20 protein-coding genes and 1 pseudogene are annotated in these 19,763 nt (G+C 59.6%); 8 read left to right on the top strand and 13 right to left on the bottom strand.

Annotated features, from left to right (window positions below):
* Nucleotides 1-12: 12 nt before the first annotated feature.
* The 9 genes from ACYZT5_RS06315 to ACYZT5_RS06275 form a co-directional block, all read right to left on the bottom strand.
* Nucleotides 13-669 (bottom strand): glutathione binding-like protein, encoded by a 657-nt coding sequence (locus ACYZT5_RS06315; protein ID WP_462050305.1) that lies wholly within the window; start codon nucleotides 667-669, stop codon nucleotides 13-15.
* Entirely contained in the window at nucleotides 666-1,262 is a 597-nt protein-coding gene (locus ACYZT5_RS06310; protein WP_462050304.1) for a cysteine dioxygenase family protein, read from the bottom strand. The genes ACYZT5_RS06315 and ACYZT5_RS06310 overlap by 4 nt, the downstream gene beginning before the upstream one ends.
* A 17-nt stretch (nucleotides 1,263-1,279) precedes the next feature.
* The gene (locus ACYZT5_RS06305; RefSeq protein ID WP_462050303.1) at nucleotides 1,280-2,116 is read right to left on the bottom strand and encodes an amino acid ABC transporter ATP-binding protein; all 837 of its coding nucleotides are present in this window, start codon (nucleotides 2,114-2,116) and stop codon (nucleotides 1,280-1,282) included.
* Nucleotides 2,103-2,891 (bottom strand): amino acid ABC transporter permease, encoded by a 789-nt coding sequence (locus ACYZT5_RS06300; RefSeq protein ID WP_462050302.1) that lies wholly within the window; start codon nucleotides 2,889-2,891, stop codon nucleotides 2,103-2,105. The genes ACYZT5_RS06305 and ACYZT5_RS06300 overlap by 14 nt, the downstream gene beginning before the upstream one ends.
* A complete protein-coding gene (locus tag ACYZT5_RS06295; RefSeq protein ID WP_462050301.1) occupies nucleotides 2,881-3,615 on the bottom strand; it encodes an amino acid ABC transporter permease in 735 nt (244 codons plus the stop codon). Before ACYZT5_RS06295 ends, ACYZT5_RS06300 begins: the two co-directional genes overlap by 11 nt.
* Complete coding sequence (locus ACYZT5_RS06290) at nucleotides 3,612-4,823, bottom strand: aminotransferase class I/II-fold pyridoxal phosphate-dependent enzyme (protein ID WP_462050300.1); 1,212 nt, start codon at nucleotides 4,821-4,823, stop codon at nucleotides 3,612-3,614. Before ACYZT5_RS06290 ends, ACYZT5_RS06295 begins: the two co-directional genes overlap by 4 nt.
* Nucleotides 4,820-6,244, bottom strand: a complete 1,425-nt coding sequence (locus ACYZT5_RS06285) for an FAD-binding oxidoreductase (RefSeq protein WP_462050299.1) — start codon at nucleotides 6,242-6,244, stop codon at nucleotides 4,820-4,822. The genes ACYZT5_RS06290 and ACYZT5_RS06285 overlap by 4 nt, the downstream gene beginning before the upstream one ends.
* Entirely contained in the window at nucleotides 6,241-7,092 is an 852-nt protein-coding gene (locus ACYZT5_RS06280; RefSeq protein ID WP_462050298.1) for a transporter substrate-binding domain-containing protein, read from the bottom strand. Before ACYZT5_RS06280 ends, ACYZT5_RS06285 begins: the two co-directional genes overlap by 4 nt.
* A gap of 70 nt (nucleotides 7,093-7,162) precedes the next feature.
* Entirely contained in the window at nucleotides 7,163-8,005 is an 843-nt protein-coding gene (locus ACYZT5_RS06275) for a transporter substrate-binding domain-containing protein (RefSeq protein WP_462050297.1), read from the bottom strand.
* A gap of 251 nt (nucleotides 8,006-8,256) precedes the next feature.
* Between ACYZT5_RS06275 and ACYZT5_RS06270 the strand changes: the two genes are divergently transcribed.
* The gene (locus tag ACYZT5_RS06270; protein ID WP_462050296.1) at nucleotides 8,257-9,126 is read left to right on the top strand and encodes a LysR substrate-binding domain-containing protein; all 870 of its coding nucleotides are present in this window, start codon (nucleotides 8,257-8,259) and stop codon (nucleotides 9,124-9,126) included.
* Between the two features lie 63 nt (nucleotides 9,127-9,189).
* Here the strand turns inward: ACYZT5_RS06270 and ACYZT5_RS06265 are convergent, their stop codons facing one another.
* Nucleotides 9,190-9,405: a TOBE domain-containing protein gene (locus ACYZT5_RS06265; RefSeq protein ID WP_008145745.1), complete on the bottom strand. Its 216-nt coding sequence runs from the start codon at nucleotides 9,403-9,405 to the stop codon at nucleotides 9,190-9,192.
* Between the two features lie 149 nt (nucleotides 9,406-9,554).
* The gene (locus tag ACYZT5_RS06260) at nucleotides 9,555-10,829 is read right to left on the bottom strand and encodes an OprD family porin (RefSeq protein ID WP_462050295.1); all 1,275 of its coding nucleotides are present in this window, start codon (nucleotides 10,827-10,829) and stop codon (nucleotides 9,555-9,557) included.
* Nucleotides 10,830-11,083: 254 nt separating this feature from the next.
* Between ACYZT5_RS06260 and ACYZT5_RS06255 the strand changes: the two genes are divergently transcribed.
* The 7 genes and pseudogenes from ACYZT5_RS06255 to ACYZT5_RS06225 all read left to right on the top strand — a co-directional run bounded on the left by ACYZT5_RS06255 (nucleotide 11,084) and on the right by ACYZT5_RS06225 (nucleotide 16,964).
* Nucleotides 11,084-12,031, top strand: a complete 948-nt coding sequence (locus ACYZT5_RS06255; protein ID WP_462050294.1) for a LysR family transcriptional regulator — start codon at nucleotides 11,084-11,086, stop codon at nucleotides 12,029-12,031.
* Between the two features lie 91 nt (nucleotides 12,032-12,122).
* Complete coding sequence (locus ACYZT5_RS06250) at nucleotides 12,123-12,926, top strand: putative hydro-lyase (protein WP_462050293.1); 804 nt, start codon at nucleotides 12,123-12,125, stop codon at nucleotides 12,924-12,926.
* Nucleotides 12,927-13,141: 215 nt separating this feature from the next.
* Entirely contained in the window at nucleotides 13,142-13,702 is a 561-nt protein-coding gene (locus tag ACYZT5_RS06245) for a lipid-binding SYLF domain-containing protein (RefSeq protein ID WP_462050292.1), read from the top strand.
* A gap of 546 nt (nucleotides 13,703-14,248) precedes the next feature.
* On the top strand, nucleotides 14,249-15,058 hold the full coding sequence (locus ACYZT5_RS06240; protein ID WP_462050291.1) for an energy transducer TonB: 810 nt from the start codon (nucleotides 14,249-14,251) through the stop codon (nucleotides 15,056-15,058).
* Between the two features lie 84 nt (nucleotides 15,059-15,142).
* The gene (locus tag ACYZT5_RS06235) at nucleotides 15,143-15,868 is read left to right on the top strand and encodes a MotA/TolQ/ExbB proton channel family protein (RefSeq protein ID WP_462050290.1); all 726 of its coding nucleotides are present in this window, start codon (nucleotides 15,143-15,145) and stop codon (nucleotides 15,866-15,868) included.
* A gap of 1 nt (nucleotide 15,869) precedes the next feature.
* The gene (locus ACYZT5_RS06230; protein ID WP_462050289.1) at nucleotides 15,870-16,271 is read left to right on the top strand and encodes an ExbD/TolR family protein; all 402 of its coding nucleotides are present in this window, start codon (nucleotides 15,870-15,872) and stop codon (nucleotides 16,269-16,271) included.
* A 66-nt stretch (nucleotides 16,272-16,337) separates the two neighbouring features.
* Nucleotides 16,338-16,964, top strand: a pseudogene (locus ACYZT5_RS06225) (sigma 54-interacting transcriptional regulator).
* Between the two features lie 104 nt (nucleotides 16,965-17,068).
* Here the strand turns inward: ACYZT5_RS06225 and ACYZT5_RS06220 are convergent.
* Both ACYZT5_RS06220 and ACYZT5_RS06215 read right to left on the bottom strand, forming a co-directional pair.
* Nucleotides 17,069-17,431, bottom strand: a complete 363-nt coding sequence (locus ACYZT5_RS06220) for a DUF6124 family protein (protein WP_462050288.1) — start codon at nucleotides 17,429-17,431, stop codon at nucleotides 17,069-17,071.
* Nucleotides 17,432-17,936: 505 nt separating this feature from the next.
* Nucleotides 17,937-19,763: an ABC transporter ATP-binding protein gene (locus ACYZT5_RS06215; protein WP_462050287.1), complete on the bottom strand. Its 1,827-nt coding sequence runs from the start codon at nucleotides 19,761-19,763 to the stop codon at nucleotides 17,937-17,939.

The raw sequence follows: 19,763 nt of genomic DNA, 5'->3' as shown, positions 1-19,763 counted from the left end.
TTGAAAAAAGAGTTATTGAAGCGCCAGAGAGCGCTCATTGGCCGCGACTTCCCGACCCTTCGCATACGCACGCTGAATGGCCGGTCGCGCCCTGAGGCGTTCGCGCCAGGCATGGATATGCGGGAAATCCGCCAGGTCCTGCCCCTGACGCAACGGCTGAATCCACGGGAAGATCGCCATGTCGGCGACGGAATATTCCCTCGCTACAAAGGGCACTTCGGACAAGCGCGCTTCCAGAACCTTGTACAGGCGCGTCGCTTCGGCATTGAGCAAGTCCAGGGCGAACGCAATCGGCTCGGGGGCCTTCTCCTTGAACAGCTGCAACTGGCTCAGGTACGGGGTGATATGCCCCACCTGCCAGAACAGCCATTCCTGAACGTTCTGCCGCTCAGCACTGCCGGCCGCCGGCAGGAAACGCCCAACCTTGTCGGCCAGGTAATTAAGGATGGCGCCGGACTCGAACAGGCTCAGCGGTTCGCTTAAGCCCTGGGGTGCATGGTCGACAATTGCCGGAATCCGTCCATTGGCGCTGATGCGCTGGAACGCTGGCTGCTTCTGCTCGCCTTCACGGATGTTGACCGGCAGCACACGGTAATCGAGCTCCAGCTCTTCGAGCAGAATGCCGATCTTCAAGCCATTGCCAGTCGGCCAGTAATACAGATCGATCATGCGTAGGCCTTGATCGACGGTGCCATTTGCGAGGCGTTGTAATTGAGAATGCGCCCGTCGGCCTCGACGCCGTAACGGCCGTTGAGGGACTCCAGCGGCAAGCCGTAAAGGTGAAAATGCAGGGTCGCCTGCTCGCCTTCGACACGAATGCCATGCAGGTCTTCGCCGAGAAACGAGATGGAGGTGCCGGGTTGCACGATCACTTCCTTTTCCAGGTGCAAGGTAGTGAAACCGGGTTCGCGGCCTTCGTCATCACGACGGTAGACGTAGTTGATTTCCTGGCCTTCGATGGCACTGATAATCGCCCAGGTTTCGTGGTTGTGGGGAATCGTGCTTTTGCCCGGCAACAGCGAGTTCAGGTACAGCGTCGGGGTGTCGCCATCGTCATTGAGACGGTAGCGGAACGCGGTGCTGCCCTGCCCCGGCACCGGTGCCGGGAATTCTTCGAAATTGAACAGCTCGCGGCGCTCGGCCAGGGCTTCAAGCAAGGACACGATTTCCACCAGCGCGGCGCGGTCGACGCCCCGTTGATGGATGACGCGGATTTTCTTCAGGAAATCCTCGATGACGGCGGCACGGTTAACGGTACTCATGAACAGGCTCCTCGGTATTACACGGATAGGCTGTAGCGACTCAGGTTGGTCAACAGATACGGATCATTGGCGATGGGCGGCCGGCGTCCCGGATCACCCAGGGCGTGACGCAAAAACTCTTGGGTGCGTTCGCTGGTGGGGTGCTGAAAGATTTGCGCGGCGCTGCCGTGCTCGACGATCACGCCGTTCTCGGTGAAGTAGACGATGTCGCTGATCTCTTCGGCGAAACGCATTTCGTGGGTGACCAGCACGCAGGTCATGCCCTCTTCGGTCAGCTCGCGAATCACCGTCAGCACCTCGCCGACCGTTTCCGGATCGAGGGCCGAGGTCACCTCATCAAACAGAATCAGTTCCGGGCGCATCGCCAGGGCGCGGGCAATCGCCACCCGTTGCTGCTGACCGCCGGAGAGCTGGCCCGGATAGGCGTCGGCCTTGTGTTCCATACGCACCTTGGCCAACAAGGCGCGGGCGTCGTTCTCGGCGTCGATCCGGTTGCGCCCCAGCACCTTGCGCGGGGCAATCACCAGGTTCTCCAGCACCGACAAATGCGGGAACAGGTTGTACTGCTGGAACACAAAACCCACGCGCTTGCGCAACTCGATGCGCTGGGCTTCCTGGGCCAGCGTGTGAACCTCGGTCGCGCCGACGCGGATGCTGCCGCGCTGGGGCTGCAACAACCCGGTGATGCAGCGCAGGATGGTCGATTTGCCCGAGCCGGACGGGCCGATGATCGACACGGCCTGGCCGCGATGCACGTCGAGGTCGATGCCCTTGAGCACCGGGTTATTGCCAAACGACAGGTGCAGGTCGCGCAGGCTGACCAAGGGCTCGGCGACGGTTTCAGTAAAAGGCATAACGTCGCTCCAGGCGTTGGGTGAGTCGGGAAATCGGGTAGCAATAGGCAAAAAACAGCACCAACAGGCTCAGGTAAATCACCACGGTGAAGCCGGTCATGTTCACGGTGTTGCTGGCGATTTGCGCGGTGTCGATCACGTCATGCACGCCCACCAGGGACGCCAGCGCGGTGCCCATGGTGATTACCGCATACAGGTTCATCCACGGCGGCAACATGCGTTTGAAGCACTGCGGCAGGATGATCGAACGGAAAATCTGCCCGCGGGTGAACGCCAGGGAACGCGCGGCTTCCCACTGCGTGCTGGGGATCGAGGCAATGGCGCCACGGAAGATTTCCGCGACATTGGCGCTCGCTGGCAAGGCCAGGCCGAGGGTGACCTTGACCCAGTCCGGGAACGAGACATAGGCACTGCCGATGTGGATCTCGAACGGGAACACATAGGTGGTGAAATAGATCAGCACCAGCCAGGGCGCGTTACGGAAAATCTGCACCCAGATCCGTGCCGGCAAGCGCAGTAGTCGCAGCGGGGATAACGCCAGCGCTCCGACCAACAACCCCAGCAACGACCCCAGACCGATGGCGACGAGACTGATCAGAATGTTCTGGCCAAAGCCCACGGCCAGCGCCGGCGACCATTGCAGCAAAGCCTTGAGCACCGGGCTTTGCGGGGCGACATACACCAGCCACAGTAAGACGCACATCAACAACAGCAACTTGCCGACATGCCGCCGAGGCCAGGCCACCGGTGCGCTGACGGACGATTCAATGGCCATAGCCGGGCATCCTCAGGCGCGCTTCAAGGTAGCGCCCCACGCAATTGACGATAAAACTCAGCAGGCCGAAAAAGCTCAGGATCAGAATCATCAGCTCCAGCACGTTGTCACTTTGGGTCCAGATCATGATCGCCGCGTAGGTGATGTCCCCCACGGCAATGGCCGAGGCCACGGCGGTCATTTTCACCAGGTCGATCAGGTTGTTGATCAGCGACGGCAAGGCAAAGCGCAGGGCCAAGGGCAGTTGCACATTCCACAGCAACTGACGGCTGCTGAACGCCAGCGAACTGGCCGCTTCCAGCGTCACCGTCGGCACTGCCTCGATGCCGGCGCGCAAGGCTTCGGCATGGAACGCGCCCTTGTGCAACGAGATCACGATCACCACCCAGGCGAACGGCGTCAGCGGGTTGGCCGCGCCGACGGCCTGAGTCAGCAGCATGTTCAGCACCAGGAAGGCGCAATACAGCTGCACCAACGTTGGTGTATTGCGAGTGACCTCGACAAATATTCGTGCCGGTTTTGCCAGCCAGGGCTTTCCAGACGTCAGCATCGCCGCCAACCCGACACCCGCCAGCAGGCTGCCGACAATGGTGAACAGGCAGAGCAGCACCGTGGTCAGCGCGCCCTGCTCCAGGGTTCCGCGTTGGTAGGCGTCCAGCAGAAAACCGTAGTTCAGGCCGAATCCGGCAGTCCAATGGACGAAAAGCTCCAGCCAATGGCTCATGGTTCGCCCCGCAATTGCGCGCAGGCGTTAGCGATGCGACGTCCGGCTTCGGCAACGCTGTCGGTCGCCGTGGCGATGGACAGGCGAAACCACGGCGACAAGCCATAAGCACTGCCCGCCACACCCGCCACGCCCTCCTCCAGCAAATACGCCACGACATCGGCGTCGCTGTTCAGGCATGTGCCGTCCGGACGATAACGTCCCAGCAACCCGGCGCAGCGGACAAACACGAAGAAACCACCATGAGGTTCGAGCACTTCAAGACCGTCCACGTTGCGTAAGGCGTTCACCAGTAAATCCCGACGTTGCTGATAAGCCTCGACCTGCGACCGCAAGAATTCCAGTCCGCCTTCGAAGGCCGCCAACGCGGCAGCCTGTCCCACCGAAGAGGCCCCCGACGTGGATTGCGACTGCACGACCGCCATGGCGTTGGTCAGCGTTTGCGGCCCGGCACCGAAACCGATGCGCCACCCGGTCATCGCGTACGTCTTGGACACACCGCCCACCAGCAGGCAGCGCGGCTGCAAGTCTGGCGCGACGTTGAGCAGGCTCAGGGCCGGATGACCGTCAAAGCGGATATGTTCGTAGAGTTCATCCAGCAGAATCAGCACCTGCGGGTGGCGACGCAGCACCTCGGCCAAGGCTTGCAGCTCGGCCGCGCTGTACACCGCGCCGCTGGGGTTGCCGGGACCGTTGAGAATCAACCAGCGCGTGCGTTCGCCAATGTGTTGCTGCAGTTGCTCTGCAGTGAGCTTGCAGCCCTGCGCCAGTGCGCACTCGATAAACACCGGCTCGCCACCATTGAAGCGCACGCTGTCCGGAAAGGACGGCCAGTACGGCGTCGGCACCAGCACTTCATCGCCGTCATCGAGGGTCGCGGCGAAGGCATTGAAGATGATCTGTTTCGCCCCGTTGGCAATCACGATCGATTCCAGCGGATAGTCCAGATGGTTTTCCTGCTGGAGTTTGCGCTGCACGGCGACACGCAAGGCTTTTACGCCAGGCGTCGGGGTGTACTTGGTAGCACCGGCAGCGATGGCGGCATAAGCGGCCTGTTTGATGTGTTCCGGGGTATCGAAGTCCGGTTCGCCGGTGGTCAGGTCGAGGATGTCGCGACCGGCATCACGCAACGCCGTGGCTTGGGATTTCGCGGCGGCATTGGCCGACAGCGAAACACGCTGAACGCGTTTGGACAGACGAAGTGTCATGACGCAGGCACCTCCAATACCTTGCCCGGATTGAGCAGGTTTTTCGGGTCCAGCGCCTGCTTGATGCGGCGCATCAGGTCCAGCTCCACCGGATTTTTGTAGCGCTCCAGCATGTCCCGCTTGCGCTGGCCGATGCCGTGCTCGGCACTGATGGAGCCGCCATGGGCATGGGCGCTGTCATGAACCAGCAAGCTGAGCGCCGCGTAGTGAGCCATATGCGCCTCGACCGTCGAGTCAAGTGGATGAGCGACGTTGTAGTGCAGGTTGCCGTCACCCAAATGGCCGAACGTGAAATGGCGGACACCGGGAAAATGCGACTGCAACAACGCATCGGTATGCGCGACAAACGCCACGACCTGGGAAATCGGCACTGAAATGTCGTGCTTCATGTTGCGACCGGCGCGTTTCTGCGCCTCGCTCATGTTCTCCCGCAACAGCCACAGCGCTTCGCTCTGGGCCAGGCTTTCGGCGATCAACGCATCGGCCAGCAACTCGCGCTCGAAGGCCTCCCCCAGCACTTCTTCAAACGCTTGACGGGCATGGCTTTCGCTGTGGTTGTCGGACAGTTCCAACAGTGCAAACCAAGGCTGCTCAGCACCGAGAAAAGGTTGCGGACCTTGCGGAAATTGCTCGCGCAGCAGCGCGAGACAGTCAGCACTGAGCAGTTCGAACGCGGTGAGGCTGGCACCGAAACCGGCGCGCGCATGGGACAGCAATTGCACCGCTTGGGCCAAGGAACCGAAAGCCAACAGTGCCGTAGCCTGAGCCTTGGGCAGAGGGAAGAGTTTCAGGGTTGCGGCGGTGATAATCCCGAGTGTGCCTTCGCTGCCGATGAACAGGTCTCGCAGGTCGTAGCCGGTGTTGTCCTTGCGTAACCCGCGCAGGCCATTCCAGATTTCACCCTCGGCGGTGACCACTTCCAGCCCCAGGGTCAGCTCGCGGGTATTGCCATAACGCAACACCGCGGTGCCGCCGGCATTGGTGCCCAGATTACCGCCGATGGTGCAACTGCCTTCGGCGCCCAGACTCAGGGGAAACAGCCGGCCGGCGTCACGGGCAACGTCCTGGACGGTTTGCAGAATGCAGCCCGCCTCGACGGTCAGGGTGTCGTTATCGGTATCCACCACCCGCACACGATTCAGCCGATCGAGCAACAGCAACACTGCCCGGCCGCTGGCATCCGGGGTGGCGCCGCCCATCAGGCCGGTGTTGCCGCCCTGCACCACCACCGGCGTATCACTGGCCACACACGCGCGAACCACTGCCGCGACTTCCTCGGTGTTCGCCGGATGCACCGCAGCGATGACCTGCCCGACGTAGCGGCCCTGTTTGTCGGTCAGGTAGGGCGCGGCCTCTCCGCTGTTCTGCACATGACTGGGGCCGAGCAGTTGCTGCAACGTCTCAAACAACGACTGACTCATGGTTGCGACGCCAGCGGTGGCGTGTTGCGGTACTGCTCATGCAGATCACGCAACGCCTGGGACGGCGTCATACCGGTGCGCTCGCCCAATTCGATCAGCCAGCCGCTGCGGTGCCAGTCGCGCACGATGGCATCCAGTTTTACCTGGGTATCGTGCTCGCCTTTGCGCAGCCAGATGACCGAGTTTGACGGGATCAAATCCCCTGGCAACGGGATTTCATAATCAGCCCACTCGGCATCGCTCAACAGCGCATGCATGGTCGGGCTGACATGCACCGCCGCCACGCAACCATTGCCGCGCAACGACAACAACGATTCGGATTGGCTGCGGAAGGCCTTGATCTCTGCGCCGTAGGTTTCCTGCAATGGCTTGATGAAGTTGCTGCCCTGGGACACGCACACCGGCTTGCCCTTGAGATCAGCCCATTGAGTCACGCCAGCGCCTTTGCGAATCAACGCGGCGCCGCCCACTTCTTCATAAGGCGTGGGCACGTAATCGAGAATCTCGCCGCGCTCTTCGGTGAACTGCATATTGGCAATCAGGATATCGACCTTGCCCTGCTGCAGGAACTGCACGCGGTTGGGCGCCAGTACCGAAACGGTCTTCGCTTCGACGCCCAATGCCTTGGCGATGCCCTTGGCCAGTTCGACGTTGTAGCCCAGGTGTTCGCCGGTCTTCGGGTCGATGGTGCCAAATGGCGGACCACTGAGAATCACCCCGACGCTGATGGCGTGGCGTTGCTCGATCTTGTCCAGCGTGGCATCGGCCTGGGCAAGGCTGGCACCTAACGCGGCGGACCAGGCGAGGTACAAAGTGGTCAGGTTTCTGACGGAAAAATAACGGTTCATGCACGACTACCTTGAACGACCGCCCGGCAAAACGACGGTCTGTTGAGAACGATGAGGTGGAGAACCGGGGTCAGGCGCCGTTGGCCTGGAACTGTTTCTGCAGTTCCACCAGGGCCGGTGACGCGGGGGTGATGTGGTTGCGGGTCTGGGCCTGGATCAGCCAACCGCTGCGGTGCAGTTCCTTGACGATGGGGTCGAGTTTCGCCTGGGTGTCGCTTTCTCCGCGGCGGGTCCAGATCACCGAAGGCGCCGGGTTGAGTTCCGGGCTAAGCGCGCGATAGCCCTGCCATTCGCCGCTGTCAGCGATCAACGGGTTGATCAGCGTGGCGTCATGCACGGCCGCGACGCAATTGTTGCCGCGCAGCGCCAGCAGGGATTCCGAAGAGCTCTTGAAGGCTTTGATCTCAACGCCCAACTCGGTGAGCGGCTTGATGTAACTGCTGCCCTGCGACGTGCAGACCGGTTGGTTTTTCAGGTCTTCCCAACGGGTGATCTTGCTGTCCTTCAACACCGCTGCGGTTCCGCCTACGCGGTAGAACGGTGTCGGCACAAACCCGAGGATCTCGCCGCGTTCGGCGGTCCACTCCATGTTGGCAATCAGCAAATCGACTTTGCCCTGCTGCAAAAACTGCACGCGGTTGGCGGGCAATACCGGCACCAGCTCCACTTCGGCATTCAGTTGCCGCCCCAGCTCCTGAGCAAGGTCAACATTCAAACCGCGTGGTTTTTGGGTCGTTGGATCAATCCCGCCAAACGGACCGCCGGACAGCAATACGCCGACCACCAACACATGCCGTTGCTCGATCTTGTCCAGCGTTGCATCAGCCTGGGCACCGGTGCTGGCAACCAGGGAGATCAAGGCGCCCAGCATCACAGGCAACAATTGTTTAACGGCTGAGCACTTTTTCGACATGGATCTTCCCCTGATGATTGATCGGCGTACCCCGACCTGATGTGGGGCATCCTAGGTACAGCGTTGCAGTAACGGAAATTCAAATATCTAATATCGTTATAACTTCCCGTATTCGCACTGGAAGGCCATCTCCACAAAGCCCTTATTTACTGGCACTCAAGATCTACTCACTAAAAAATCGCCAAAAACACATAAACAACTGTAATGTTTATGTTTTCAGCCTTGATATAAAAACAGCCCCGGAAATGGCCATGTCGACCTCACCCACCCTCGATCTCGAACTACTGCGCACCTTCATTGCCGTGGTCGATCACCACAGTTTTGCCGAGGCCGGCGCGCAACTGGCCCGCACGCAATCGTCGGTCACCCAACACATGCAACGCCTGGAACAGCAAGTGGGGGTGAGCCTGTTCGAAAAGCGCGGACGGCAAAAGCAACTCACCGAACCCGGCTTGCAGTTACTGCGTCATGCCCGCCAGATGCTGTCGCTCAACGACGAGGCGTTGAACTCTCTGCGTGAAAGCAGCTTGAGCGGCGTGTTGCGCATCGGTTCACCCCATGACATCGCCGACACCATCCTGCCGCCGATCCTCAGCCACATCGCCCGCTCGGCACCGCGCTTGCGCCTGGAGATCGATGTCGGGCGCAGCCCGTTTCTGATGGACGACTTGCACCGAGGCAAGGTCGACATGGTAATTTCCACTCGCCAGGACCCAAGCCTGGAAGGCTTTGCCTTACGCACCTCGCCGGTGTGGTGGATCTGCTCGGCGCGGTACATCCACAACCCCGGCGAACCATTGCCACTGATCCTCGTGGATGAACCGAGCATCTATCGGCGCTATGCCCTGGAGGCCCTGGAACGCGCCAATATCAGTTGGCGCCAGGCCTACCTTGCGTCGAATCTGATTGGCATCAAAGCCGCCACCCGCGCAGGTTTGGGTGTCACCCCCAGAAGCATGGAGATGCTCGGTCCAGACATGCGCGTGCTGGGTGAAAATGACGGATTGCCGCGACTGCCGGACGTGACCTACTACCTGTGGATCAGGCCCAACACCGCCAACTTGATTGCCCGAAAGGCCTATGACTTGATTCGTGCGAGTCAGGGGTTGTCCCTTTCTTGAAATGAGCGGCCTCGATGTTTGCACGATGGGATCAGGCAAAAAACATCGACGCCGCGGGGCATTTCAGAGCTTGGCGATCGAGACTTCGGTGGATTTGACGAAGGCAATCACCTCGCTCCCCACCTTCAATTCAAGATCGCGCACTGAACGGGTGGTAATCACCGAGGTGACGATGCCTGAGGCGGTTTGCACATCGATTTCGGAGACCACTTCGCCTGTCACAATTTCCTTGATGACGCCCTTGAACTGGTTGCGGACGTTGATCGCTTTGATGGTCATGATGAGGCTTCCTGTCTGAGGTCGGATACATCCGCACGGATGTGCAGGTCTTCAAAATGAACCTCCCGAACCAATATTAAAAGGAATATATATTGATTTGCTTATTCCTGTATCGAATATAAAAACCGACAGCCGCCCCTGTAAATCATCTACCACAGCGCCACGGTATAGCTGACGATCAGGCGGTTCTCATCCAGGTCATTACCGAAGTTCGAACGCACTGACGCGTTACGCCATTTGAGGCCCAGCCCTTTCAACGTACCGTCCTGCACCACGTAAGCGATATCGGTGTTGCGCTCCCATTCCTTGCCTTCACCCGGCGCAGTGCGTTGCACATTGTCGCCAGAGATGTAGCGAGTCATGAAGGTCAACCCCGGCACACCGAGTGCGACAAAGTTGTAGTCGTAGCGCGCTTGCCAGGAATGTTCATCGATGTTGGCAAAGTCACCGATCTGCACGAAGTTGACCAGGTACGGATCGCTGCGCCCGATATACGGAAACGGATCGTCGCCGCTCATGCGCTGACAGCCAAAGCCCAACGCATGACCGCCCAGGCTATAGGTGAACAACGCACCGAAGGCCTGGTTATCGAGAGCACGAAAGTTGCCGTCTTCGGTACTGCGCGCATAGCGTACGTCGCTCTTGAGCGACTGGCCCGAGCCCAGGTCCAGCGAGTGCACAAGCCCGAGATAATTTTGCCGGTAGATGTTTTCCAGCTGGCCGTAGCGGTACTGCGCGGTCAGGTTCGGCAGGAACTGATAGTCAGCCCCGGCAAACTGAAACCTGCCGCTTTGCCCGCCGATGCGGTTGGCGGTCATGTCCTGATAGTCGGTGGAGTCGACAAAATTGATCTGCGTGAGCTGACCGGCCGTGAGCTTCAAGCGATCGATCTCCTGCACATTCACCAGGCCACCCTTGAACGTTCCCGGCAACAGGCGGGTGTCGTTGGAATTCACCACCGGGTCCTTGATCTGCAACGTCCCGAACTTCAGGGTGCTGTTGGACACGCGCATTTTGCCCGTCAGGCCCAACTCGCCATAGCGATCCTGTGAGCCGCCGGACACATCCGGCGGCAACAGATTGGTGCCCGCCGTACCGCCACCGGAGTCCAGCTTGAAGCCGGCCATGCCTAAAACATCCAGGCCAAAACCCAACGTGCCCGCGGTGTAACCGGACTCCATCCGCAACAGAAAACCCTGCGCCCACTCCTCGGCCTTGTCGCGCGAGCCGTCCTGACGAAAATCTCGGTTGAAGTAAAAGTTGCGCGCTTCCAGGCTGCCTTTACTGTCCGCCACGAAATCCGCCTGAGCGGCCGGCGCACAGAGCAGACTCAGGCCGAGCAATGTGCCCGCCTGGGCGTACTCACCGAACGAGCCGGTGCGGCCCGCATTTGAAGGCACGTGATAAGTCCTGGTTTTTTCCATGGAGGTGTTTCCTGCGGCAGCAAGCGAAGATGACGGACACGCCTCATTGTTTTTTTGTGAAGGCGTTGTCGTGGGGGGCAGACGCAGCGACCTGCGTCGTGGAGCGGATTCTTCGTGCCGAGGCAGAACGGCGTCAAACGGGAAAAAGACGAGGTTATGCATAAGAAAATTTGATGCCCGTTGCGGCGGACTCTGGAGTAACAATTGCAACCTGCCCCCTCATTACAAGAGCCATAAGCGCCAAGGGAACCGCCATGAACCTCAAATTCCTCGAAACCTTCGTCTGGGTCGCCCGCCTGCAAAGCTTCAGCCTGACTGCAGAGAAAATGTTCAGCACTCAGGCAGCGATCTCCAGCCGGATCGCCTCGCTGGAAGATGAGTTGGGCCTGCGCCTGTTCGTGCGTGATTCACGCGGGGTGTCGCTGACACCCGAAGGTCTCAAGGTGCTCGACTACGCCGAGCAGATGCTCGAGGTCCAGCGCGCCTTGAAACGCTCGCTGGACAACACCAACCCGCAGCAGGGGCTGGTGCGCATCGGTGTGATGGATACGGTGATCCACACCTGGCTCAGTCCATTGATGTCGACCCTGATGCAGACCTTCCCCGCCGTGGAAATCGAGATCACTGCCGACGCCGCTCGCAATCTCTGCGAGCAACTGCAAAAGGGTTATCTGGACATCGTTTTCCAGACTGACCTGATCCGCCATGAAAGCGTGCGCAACCTCGAGCTGGCGCACTACCCCATGCACTGGATCGCCGCCAGCAACTCGATCTATGCCCGGCCTTATGCCTCGCTGACCGAGATGGCCGGTGAGCGCATCATCACCTTCGTCAAACACTCACGACCGCATCAGGATGTACTCAACCTGTTGCACGCCCACGGCATCGGCGCACCGCGCGTCAGTTGCGTCAACTCGGTGTCGGCCATGACCCGGTTGATTCGTGACGGCTTCGGTATCGGCGCCTTGCCGGCGGCACTGGTGGCCAAACCCCTGGCCAGCGGCGAGCTGATCCAACTGGAACCCGGCAGCCGCTTGCCGCAACTGGATGTCGTGGCCTCGTGGCGTGCCGGGGCCGGACTGGAACTGATCGAAAACATCGTCGAGATGAGCCGCCAGGTGGTCTGCCAATACGCCGCGGATGTCGGCCCGCTGCTGATGGTCGCGGCACCGGGCCTAGACAGCCGACTGTCCCTTGAATAACTTTTAGTTGTCTGGGGGCAACAACATTCCTTGTTGGACGGCATCGCCGTGGTTTTCTAAAAAGGGTCAACGAACCTGTCGAGATGCCACGATGAATCAACCAGCCCCGTCCTTCGAACAACTGCAGCGCAGTACCCCTCTCGCCCTGCGTCAAAGCATCGCGGCCGGGCACTATCAGGGTCACACCAGCGGCTTGGGCCAAGGCCGGGTGCAAGCCAACATCGTGATTCTGCCCAGTGATTGGGCCAACGAGTTTCTTAGGTATTGCACCCTCAATCGTCAAGCCTGCCCATTGCTCGACATTACCGAGCCGGGCGATCCGTATTTCCGCAATCTCGGGACAGCCATTGATATTCGCCACGATGTGCCTCGATACAGGGTCTATCGCCAGGGCGAACTGAGCGAAGAACCGCTGGATATCGAGCCTCTTTGGCAGGATGACCTGGTGGCCTTCGCCATCGGCTGCTCGTTCTCCTTCGAACAACCGCTGCTGGATGCCGGCATCCCTCTCAAGCACATCGATCTGGGGCGCAATGTCGCCATGTACCAGACCAACATAGACACGCGCCCCACCGCTCGCCTCGGTGGCAAGCTGGTGGTGAGCATGCGGCCGATGAAAGCGGCTGCCGCCATCCAGGCCATTCAAATCACCGCGCGCATGCCCAACGTCCACGGCGCTCCCGTGCACATCGGCGATCCGTCGCTGATTGGTATCCGCGCACTCGACACCCCGGACTACGGCGATGCCGTACCCGTTGAAGCTGACGAAATACCGGTATTCTGGGCGTGCGGTGTGACGCCTCAATCGGTGGTGCAGGCGTCACGTCCGCCACTGTGCATCACCCATGCTCCCGGCTGCATGCTGGTGACGGACTTGTGTAACAGTGCTTTATAAATGCGTCTCTGACGACGAACCCGGACTCTGCGCAGAGGTCAAAGCAGGTGATGGCATCGCCAATGATCAAAGGCCTCTGGCCTGATTCACTCAAAAGCGAAGCCAGTGGTTCACACACTTTAGGGTGCGCCGGATAATTTCAGTAGGCTCGGATTCTGCCCGGGGCAGGCGCTGACTGCTGCTCACATCCAATGCTCCCTTATCGGAGTACGAAAATGACTCAGTCAATGCGGTTCTTCCTATCGATCGTCCTTGCGACAGCCTCACTGGCGTCGGCGAGCTTCCTGAACACTGCAGGTGCGGCAACCGCCGCGGATCTGGATGTCGACTCTCGACAAGCGTTGCAGACTCTCTACAAAGCCACGCCCTTTGCCGAAAAAATTTCGCACAACGCCAAAGCGATACTTGTCTTCCCGAAAATCATCAAGGCGGGCCTTGTGTTTGGCGGCAGCTATGGTGAAGGCGAATTGTTGAAGGGCAAGAAAGTAGACGGTTATTACAACTCCGTAACCGGGTCATGGGGGCTGCAGGCAGGCGCCCAGTCGTATGGCTACGTGGTTTTCCTGATGACCGATAAAGCCGTGAACTATTTACGTGAAAGCAAGGGTTGGGAAATCGGCGTAGGACCCACTGTTGTTTTGGTTGATGAAGGGGTGTCGAAGAACTTGTCCAGCTCGACGCTGAAGGACGATGCCTACGCGTTCATTTTCGATCAGCAGGGGTTAATGGCTGGGGTCAGCATCGAAGGAACCAAGATTTCCCTGATCAAGCGCTAAAGCCGGCCGTTTGGCGCACGGATGCGCCAGACATGATCGACTACCCTGCCGGCCGCCGGTTTCCTAAAGTTAATTGGAGCATCTATTGGCATAGTCGCGCTCTCTCTCAACTTGGCAGGGTTCGTGCCACTCAACATTCGCCACTTTCTCGGGGCATTTATCGAATTGAATCAATGCTTGCAGACAGCGTGTTGAAGCCTTGTCTGAGTGACAACAGTTAACTAAATCCCATACATCTATTGCGGGATTTTAACTTTATCCTCCCGAGTCGGAGATTCCGAGCAGACCGGCAAGCCAGCCCCAGCAGGGGTGACCGCACCCACTGTGTCCCCAGCAACACTTGTTTGACAAAAAGTTGGCTCAACACAACACCGCCAGGCCGCTGCACTGTTAAAAGTGCCGTTTAATGCTTAATTCATAATTGGTATGGCTCTTGCTCTGACTATTTACGTGTCCATGTTTGCCTGAACGTTTAAATGCCACGCACAGACAACAGTTGATGACGGAAACACTTTTCCGTTTCGCTAAATAGCCAGGAGTTAGTCAATGGCCAATGTCCAAACCGCCACTGCACTGAATGTGCTCTGGCGTCAGGCGCCGGGCGGCGAGTTGCTCGACTTGGGGCGGGTCTATCGCGGCCCTTTGTCGCTGTCGCGGTTGCACAGCACGCCCAAACGGGTACTGAGCCGGCGTGAAGCGGTGTTGCTCGGCGTCTTCGCGCTGGTGCTGCACGGCGCGGTGATTTACTGGGTCAACAGCACGCCTGCCCCGGCGCTGCCCATGGTGCCGCCGGAAATCCCGCCGATGACCATCGAGTTTTCTCAGCCAGCACCCCCCGTGGTGGAACCCCCTCCCCCCGAGCCGATTCCACAGCCTGTTGTCGAACCACCGCCGCCCGTGGAGGATGAACTGGCCGTCAAGCCACCACCGCCCAAACCGATTCCCAAACCCAAACCCGTCGTCAAACCCGTGCCCAAACCGGTCGCCAAACCGGTGGAGCAACCACCCGCACCACCGGCGCCACCGCAACCGGTCGCTGCCCCGGCACCACCCGCGCCGCCCGCGCCCAAACCAGTGACACCCGCCTCGGCCAATGCCGGTTACCTGCATAACCCGGCGCCGGAATACCCGTCGGTGGCCATGCGTCGTGGCTGGGAAGGCACGGTGCTGCTGCGGGTGCATGTGTTGGCCAGCGGCAAACCCGGGGAAATACAGATCCAGAAAAGCAGCGGACGTGATCAGCTCGATGACGCTGCGCTGGCGGCGGTCAAGCGCTGGAGTTTCGTCCCGGCCAAACAGGGCGACGTCGCCCAGGACGGTTGGGTCAGCGTACCCATCGATTTCAAGATCCGATAACCCTCACTGTTCATTGACAACCGCGGGCCACCTGACAGAAGGCGCATCGCTACACGACCTACGTTTTGTTGGAGAGCCTAAACCATGAACCTCATCGCTTCCCCTTTCGATTCCATCGAACACGCCGTCATCTGGCTGCTGATTGTCTTCTCTGTCGCGACGTGGGGCCTGGCCCTGCTCAAGGGTGTGCAGTTCACGCGCCTGAAGACCCAGGATCGCCGATTCCACAAACAGTTCTGGGCTGCCTCGAGCCTCGATTCCGCCGCGGAACTGGCCCACAGCCAACCGGGTGCTGCCGCTCGCGTGGCACTGGCCGGTTACGCCGCGATCCAGGTGCCGGATGGCGCGCAAGCCACCGACCTGAGTCAGGCGATCAACCATCAGGACCGCCTCGAACGCGCCCTGCGCCAACAGATCGTGCGCGAGCGTCGCTCGTTGGAAACCGGTCTGGCGATTCTCGCCAGTATCGGCAGCACCTCGCCCTTCATCGGCCTGTTCGGCACGGTCTGGGGGATCATGTCGGCCTTGAAAGGCATTAGCGCAGCCGGTTCGGCAAGCCTGGAAACCGTGGCCGGCCCCATCGGTGCAGCGCTGGTCGCCACCGGTGTGGGGATCGCGGTCGCGGTGCCGGCGGTGCTGGTTTACAACTACTTCTTGCGGCGCCTGAAGCTGACCGCGGCGGACCTGGACGATTTCGCCCACGACTTCTACAGCCTGGCGCAAAAGAACGCATTCCGCGTGTTGCTGCATCCGGCGCAGAAAAAATCCGGCGCCACCGCGACCGGTCAGAAAGTGAAGGAGGCGTCCTGAGATGGCCTTCTCCACACAAGACAGCGATGAAGTGCTGAGCGAGATCAACGTCACGCCATTGGTGGACGTCATGTTGGTGTTGCTGGTGGTATTCATCGTCACCGCGCCGCTGCTGACCAATTCGATCCCGATCAACCTGCCGAAGACCGAATCGGTGGCGCCGGTTGAACAGAAAGACCCGCTGGTGGTGAGCATCGACGACAAGGGCAAGCTGTTCATCAACAAGGACGAAGTCCAGCCGGACCTGCTGGAGTCCAACCTGAAATCCGCCAAGGAAAAGAACGCCGATGTGCGCGTGCAATTGCAGGCGGACAACGGGGTGAATTACGGCGAGGTGGCCCGGGCTATGGCGTCGATCGAGCGAGCAGGAATCACCAAGCTGTCGGTGATTACCGCGAAGTAACTGATGGCTGGCGCCCTGAGGTTTCAGGGCGCTGAATCTCCCGGACTTCTACTCATAGGGATCAAGATGCAACTGCTGACCTTACCGCCCTCTCCCGCCCTGGCCACTTCAATCCGCGCGACGGCGCAAGTCTTTGAGGACCAAAAATCCAAATCCCTGCTCAAGCATCTGCAACAAGTAGCGCCCAGCGAGGCCAGCGTTTTGATCATTGGCGAAACCGGTACCGGAAAGGAGCTGGTGGCCCGTCACATCCACAACCTCAGCCCGCGCAGTGCACACCCGTTCGTTGCCGTGAACTGTGGTGCGTTCTCCGAATCGCTGGTGGAGGCTGAACTGTTCGGCCATGAAAAAGGTGCGTTTACCGGTGCGCTCACGGCCAAGGCCGGCTGGTTCGAGGAAGCCATGCAGGTCACTTTCGTGAAGACCTGTTTTACCGGCTGGATGTGGTCAATCTGAAGCTTGCGCCACTCAAAGAATGTCCAGGCGACATCGCCCCACTGACACAGCACTTCATCGACACCTACAGCCGCGTACCGGTTTTGCCATCACAACCAGGTGCATACGGCCAATCTGCTGGGGCTCACTCGCAACGGCACTCGGACACTGCTGATCAGCCAAGGCGAATTGACGGTCAACAAACGTCGACCTGCGCCAGCCCCGCAGGACCCACGGGCCATTCAATTGTCTATCTGAGTGCAAAATATTCGTTCCTACGCTCTGCGTCACATCCAGAAGCGGAACGCGGAGCGTCCCTAGCGGCATTCCCACGCAGGAGCGTGGGAACGATCAGGCATCCGTTAGCCCGGCGGATCGAGTTGATCCAGCGCCCGGTTCACCGCCAGCTCGCCGAGCATGATGACTTGCGCAATGCCCAACAGGGAATTGCGACTCGACCCCTCCATATGATCCGCTAGATCCATGGTCATGACATTGGCCGAGGCCAGTGACTCGCAAGCATGGGCCAGCAGGGTTTCGGTATCGAGCTCTGGGTTGACGATGAACATGGTGCCGGGAGTGCGCGGGGTGGCCTGAATGTTGGCAGCCGAATTGAGGTAGTGATCGAGGGCGCGGTCGACAGAATCGTGGAGTTTTTTCGAATCGAGGCTTTCGTACGGGGATGCCGGATCTGTTTCCGGCGGATTGGGTGTGACCTTGAACATAGATGAATCTCCTGGAATGAAAATGAGGAGCCATCACCCTCGCTACCAAACGAAGAGTGGCGGCCATACGCGGGTTGGTAGACCGGTCCAGGAACCCGGCGCGTCCGAAGACGCCCTGCGCATGGCCACCATAAAAAGCAGAGATTAGACAACTCTGCAAAAGGTGGCGCTATGCGCCTGGACATACCGGGCTACCAAACCCGTTCGCTGTTTTTCAGCGACCGGAAAACGATAGAGCCCAGGCCCAAGGCGCACAAGCCGGCGGATTCTGGCGTAACTGTAGGCAACGACGCAAGGTTGTGTAGCTTTCAGGAAGTAAACCTTACCGCCCTTAAACAAACAGGTTAAACAGACAGATTCCTCTCAAAAACACCGCCGTCCAACGATCGTTCCCACGCGCAGCAAAGGAATGCCTCAACGGACGCTCTGCGTTCGGCTCTTTGGGACGCGGAGCGTCCCGGGCTGCATTCCTTTGCTGCGCGTGGGAACGATCACACGTCAGTTACTACGCGGTCGTCACTTCCAGCACCTCATCAAACTGACGATTCCATAACCGATAATACTGCCCGCCCAAACGCAGAAGGTCGTCATGGCTGCCGTCCTCGATCACCCGCCCGTTGTCGAACACCAGAATCCGGTCTAGATGCGCCACCGTCGACAGCCGATGCGCAACCACCACCACAGTTTTGCCGTCCATGATTTCGTCCAGTTTGTCCTGGATGAATCGCTCGGTGATCGAATCCAGGCTTGAGGTCGCCTCATCCATCACCAGAATCGGGGCGTTCTTGAGCAGCACTCGCGCGATGGCAATACGTTGGCGCTGGCCACCGGATAACTTGACCCCACGCTCGCCGACCAGGGATTCATAACCGTGCTCCATGCTATCGATGAACTCACTGGCGCCCGCGCGATGAATGGCCTCGGCCAGCTCCTCCTGGGAGGCATCCAGACGACCGTAATGAATGTTCTCCCGGATGCTGCGATGGAACAGGCCGGGTTCCTGCGGAATCAGGCCGATCTGTTGGTGCAGGGAATGCTGGGTCACCTCTCGCACATTCACCCCGTCGATGAGCACCTCGCCCTGTTGCACGTCGTATAGCCGCAACAGCAAATTGACCAGCGTGGACTTGCCAGAACCGGATGAGCCCACGAGCCCCACTTTCTGCCCCGCCGGGATCACGATATTCAGGTGCTCGAAAATCGCCGGGCCCGAACCGTAGCTGAATCCGACATCGCGGAACTCGATATCACCTCGTTTGACCTGCAGTTTCTTCGCATGAGGACGGTCGATAACCTCATGCGGCCGAATCAGGGTGCGCACGCCGTTGGAAATGTTGCCGGTGGCCTCGAAGAACTCCAGGAATCGTCGTGACAGGTTGCCCACGTCACTGATGATCAGCAGCGACAGGCTGGTCGACATGACGAACGCGGCGATATCGATGCGTTGCGTGCGCCACAGATAAAGCGCCAGCAGGAGCAGGCCCAGTTTGAGCACGACGCCGCAGCTGGTCTGAAACCAGCGAATCTTCTCCATGTACCCGAGCGAGCGATAGGCCGCGGTCACTTCCTTGTCCAGAAAGGTGCCCAGGTAGTTGTGCTCGAAGGCGTGGCGGGCAAACAGCCGGATATTGGCCAGGTTGGACACGGCATCGACAACCTTGCCTGAACTGGTGCTTCGGGCGGCAGAGTACTGTTGCGCCAACGGGTGGCTGCGCCGGGCCAGCAGGTAGCAAACCGCGATGAACACCGCCGACCAGCCCGCCATGAACACCGCCAGCAAAGGTGAGGCCGTCCACAACAGGACCGTGGCCAGGCTCAGCGTCACGAGTAACGGGATGAGGTCGAACAACAGAATACTCAACGTCTGGTTGACGCCCAGTGCGATCTCGGACACCCGGTGCGCCAACGCGCCGGCAAATTCATTGCTGATAAATCGGTGGGAATGCCGTTGCAGATAGGCAAACACCACATGCGTCACGGTGCGCCGCTGCAACGGCAGTACGTGAATGTGGCACCCCGCAGCGGCACGGGTGAACAGGACCTCGAAGACCAGAAGCGTGCCGAACAACGTCAACGGCCACTGCAGCACTTCGAAAGCCCGCTCGGTATCCAGCCCGTTACTGACCGTTCGCGTGATTTGTCCCAACCCCCAGGGAATGAGAATGGTGCAGATCACCGCCGCGATCTGCAGCAGCAGAATCGCCAGATACCACCCCTTGAAATTGCCCACAAAAAACCGCACGAACGCTGCGGGCCTCGCCGGCAAATGCTGGACTTCCCATTGGCCTTGCCGGCGCTCTTGTGGCGCGGAAGACGAAAAAAATGAGCTCAT

It is taken from the genome of Pseudomonas sp. LB3P14, assembly GCF_054898045.1.
The sequence above is the reverse complement of the archived record's forward strand: the minus strand, read 5'-3'. Positions and strand labels throughout refer to the sequence as shown.

Bases quoted from the DNA above. Each gene is read 5' to 3' on its own strand.
- ACYZT5_RS06315 (WP_462050305.1), bottom strand. From the start codon at position 669: ATGATCGATCTGTATTACTGGCCGACTGGCAATGGCTTGAAGATCGGC.
- ACYZT5_RS06310 (WP_462050304.1), bottom strand. From the start codon at position 1,262: ATGAGTACCGTTAACCGTGCCGCCGTCATCGAGGATTTCCTGAAGAAA.
- ACYZT5_RS06305 (WP_462050303.1), bottom strand. From the start codon at position 2,116: ATGCCTTTTACTGAAACCGTCGCCGAGCCCTTGGTCAGCCTGCGCGAC.
- ACYZT5_RS06300 (WP_462050302.1), bottom strand. From the start codon at position 2,891: ATGGCCATTGAATCGTCCGTCAGCGCACCGGTGGCCTGGCCTCGGCGG.
- ACYZT5_RS06295 (WP_462050301.1), bottom strand. From the start codon at position 3,615: ATGAGCCATTGGCTGGAGCTTTTCGTCCATTGGACTGCCGGATTCGGC.
- ACYZT5_RS06290 (WP_462050300.1), bottom strand. From the start codon at position 4,823: ATGACACTTCGTCTGTCCAAACGCGTTCAGCGTGTTTCGCTGTCGGCC.
- ACYZT5_RS06285 (WP_462050299.1), bottom strand. From the start codon at position 6,244: ATGAGTCAGTCGTTGTTTGAGACGTTGCAGCAACTGCTCGGCCCCAGT.
- ACYZT5_RS06280 (WP_462050298.1), bottom strand. From the start codon at position 7,092: ATGAACCGTTATTTTTCCGTCAGAAACCTGACCACTTTGTACCTCGCC.
- ACYZT5_RS06275 (WP_462050297.1), bottom strand. From the start codon at position 8,005: ATGTCGAAAAAGTGCTCAGCCGTTAAACAATTGTTGCCTGTGATGCTG.
- ACYZT5_RS06270 (WP_462050296.1), top strand. From the start codon at position 8,257: ATGTCGACCTCACCCACCCTCGATCTCGAACTACTGCGCACCTTCATT.
- ACYZT5_RS06265 (WP_008145745.1), bottom strand. From the start codon at position 9,405: ATGACCATCAAAGCGATCAACGTCCGCAACCAGTTCAAGGGCGTCATC.
- ACYZT5_RS06260 (WP_462050295.1), bottom strand. From the start codon at position 10,829: ATGGAAAAAACCAGGACTTATCACGTGCCTTCAAATGCGGGCCGCACC.
- ACYZT5_RS06255 (WP_462050294.1), top strand. From the start codon at position 11,084: ATGAACCTCAAATTCCTCGAAACCTTCGTCTGGGTCGCCCGCCTGCAA.
- ACYZT5_RS06250 (WP_462050293.1), top strand. From the start codon at position 12,123: ATGAATCAACCAGCCCCGTCCTTCGAACAACTGCAGCGCAGTACCCCT.
- ACYZT5_RS06245 (WP_462050292.1), top strand. From the start codon at position 13,142: ATGACTCAGTCAATGCGGTTCTTCCTATCGATCGTCCTTGCGACAGCC.
- ACYZT5_RS06240 (WP_462050291.1), top strand. From the start codon at position 14,249: ATGGCCAATGTCCAAACCGCCACTGCACTGAATGTGCTCTGGCGTCAG.
- ACYZT5_RS06235 (WP_462050290.1), top strand. From the start codon at position 15,143: ATGAACCTCATCGCTTCCCCTTTCGATTCCATCGAACACGCCGTCATC.
- ACYZT5_RS06230 (WP_462050289.1), top strand. From the start codon at position 15,870: ATGGCCTTCTCCACACAAGACAGCGATGAAGTGCTGAGCGAGATCAAC.
- ACYZT5_RS06220 (WP_462050288.1), bottom strand. From the start codon at position 17,431: ATGTTCAAGGTCACACCCAATCCGCCGGAAACAGATCCGGCATCCCCG.
- ACYZT5_RS06215 (WP_462050287.1), bottom strand. From the start codon at position 19,763: ATGAGCTCATTTTTTTCGTCTTCCGCGCCACAAGAGCGCCGGCAAGGC.